General features: G+C 71.3%; 1 protein-coding gene. It reads right to left on the bottom strand.

Annotation, left to right across the window (positions count from 1 at the left end; translation table 11 throughout):
• Positions 1–2,240 (bottom strand): putative bifunctional diguanylate cyclase/phosphodiesterase (locus tag Ari01nite_RS49310; protein WP_203791672.1); only part of this gene is annotated, 2,240 nt, incomplete at its 3' end.
• Positions 2,241–2,317 lie beyond the last annotated feature (77 nt).

Raw genomic sequence — 2,317 nt, 5'->3', positions numbered from 1 at the left:
GGTCCGGGTCGGGCGAAGTGGAAGCCTTGCGCGTACCGGTAGCCGAGTTCGTGGAGGCGCGCGGCTTGGTCGCCGTTTTCGACGCCTTCGGCGACCGCGCGTAGTCCGAGTGTTGAGGCGATGCCGCTGAGGGAGGTGGCGATCGCTTCCTGCTGGGCGGTGCCGTTGAGCCCGTCGATGAACGACTTGTCCACCTTTAAGGTGGTGACTGGGCAGGTGCGCAGCAGCGTCAGCGACGAGTGGCCGGTGCCGAAGTCGTCGAGGGCGATGCCGGAGCCGAGATCGCGTAGCGCCTGTACGGTGGCCATTGCGGCGCCGCCGGCGAACACCGCGGTCTCGGTGATCTCCAGCGTGAGGCGGCGCGGGTCGAGGCCGTGGCGGGTCAGGGCGGTGCTGACGATCGCTGGGAGTTCGGGGTCGAGTAGCTGCCGGGCGGAGACGTTCACGCTGATCCAGGGTGCGGCCCCGCCGTGACGGCGCTGCCAGCCGGCCGCGTCGGCGCAGGCCCGGTCGATGATCCAGGCGCCGAGGTCGATGATCAGGCCGGTGTGCTCGGCGACGGGGATGAAGTCGCCGGGAGAAATCGGGGAGCCGCCGTCCGGGTGCCAGCGGACGAGCGCCTCGACACCGTGTATGTCGCCGTGTGGCAGCCGGACGATGGGTTGGTAGACCAGGCGGAACTCACCATGGTCCAAGCCGCGGCGGATGTCTGCGGCCATCTGGGCGTGGTGCTCGGCGCCGGCGTCCAGATCAATCGTGTACGCGCGGTGGCGGTTCCCGCCGGCACGCGCCGCGGCCGCCAGCGCGAGTTCGGCGCGGCGTAGCAGGTCGGGGACGTCGGCTCCGGCCCCGGTGGCCACGCCGACGGTTGCGGTGACCAGCAGGTCGCGGTCGTCGACGCGGAGCGGGGCCCGGAATGCGTGCTGCAGCGCGTCGGCGAGCTGGGGGCCTTCGGCGAGGTCGTGCCCGGCGGGTAGCAGTATGCCGAACTCGTCGCTCATCAGGCGGGCGACGACGGCGCCGCCGTCGATGGTGAGCGTTATGCGGGCGGCGGCCTGGCGCAGGATCGCGTCGCCGCAGTCGTCTCCGAGCCGGTCGTTGAGCGCCGCGAAGCCGTCGAGGTCGCACACCGCGACGGTGGTGTTGGCGGTGCGGTTGGTCAGCGCGGCGGTGAAGAACCGGCGGTTCGGCAGGCCGGTGAGGTCGTCGTGCTCGGCCTGTTCGGAAAGCCGGTCCAGCAGTTCGGTGTTGTCGGCGAGCGCCAGCAGCTGTCGGATGACCACCAGGACGATCAGCATGACGGCGCCGATCGCGAGCGTGGCCGGCAGGGAACCGGTGCGCAGGACCACCGCGACCACCATGGCGACGGTCAGGCCGACGGCCAGGTACGGGACGACGTTGATGCTGCGCCGCCACACGGAGGGCCGGTGCGGCCGGTCGGTGGGCAGCGGTTGTGTGGCCGGGCCGCGCGGCACACGGTTGGCTTGGACCTGGGCGCGGGAGGCCAGCGTGAACAGCAGCCCGGCCATCGGCAGGGACAGTACGGTCGGGTTCAGGTGCGGCCAGGGCTGCATGAACGGGGTGAGCACGAACATGACCGGTGCCAGCAGCCCGATGGGTGCGAGGGTCCAGATCGACGGGGGGTGGATCGGCTCTGCTCCGGCCATCCCCACCTTGATCACGGCGACTACCGTGGCGCCGCAGGTGCCGAGGATGACCGCGTACATTGCCGTCGCCAGGACGCCGCGGACACCCGGCATGTCGGTGCCGGCCACGAGCTGACCGGCGGCCAGGATGGCCGCGACTGTGACAACGGCGATGTCCAGCCACAGTGCCACGGTGCCCCGCCGGGTGCGGCGCCGGCCCGGCAGGCGAAGCAGAGCGACCACCGCGACGCCGATAGCTGCCAGGAAGAAGGCGTTGGTGACCGGGTTGATCGCCACGCCGTCGCCGGTGAGCATGTCGTAGGCCCAGCCGACTGTGCCGGCGGTCATGAGGGTGGCCGCGACGGCCAAGCGTTTCCAGAAGGTGCTGACCCGGCCAGGCCCGGTGAGCCCGGCAATCAAGCAGCCGACGCCACCAACGGCGGAGCCCAGGATGGCCGCCGGCCACATCACCCAGCTCGGGATGGGCGCGATCATGCCGAGCAGGGCCAGCAGAACGTTGACGCCGACACAGGAGCCGGCCACCAGGACGGCCGGCCGGTCGGCCGTACGCAGCGAGCAGGACGCTGGTCGCATCGGTTGCGCAGTTCCTCTCCGCCGAGCGTCAAGCCGGACCATCCACCGGTCCGCTCAGCTCTAATCGGCGGCCACGC

This window comes from Paractinoplanes rishiriensis, assembly GCF_016862375.1.
Classification (GTDB): Bacteria; Actinomycetota; Actinomycetes; order Mycobacteriales; family Micromonosporaceae; genus Actinoplanes; species Actinoplanes rishiriensis.
Note: the sequence above shows the minus strand (reverse complement) of the source record. Positions and strands in the feature narration are given on the sequence as shown.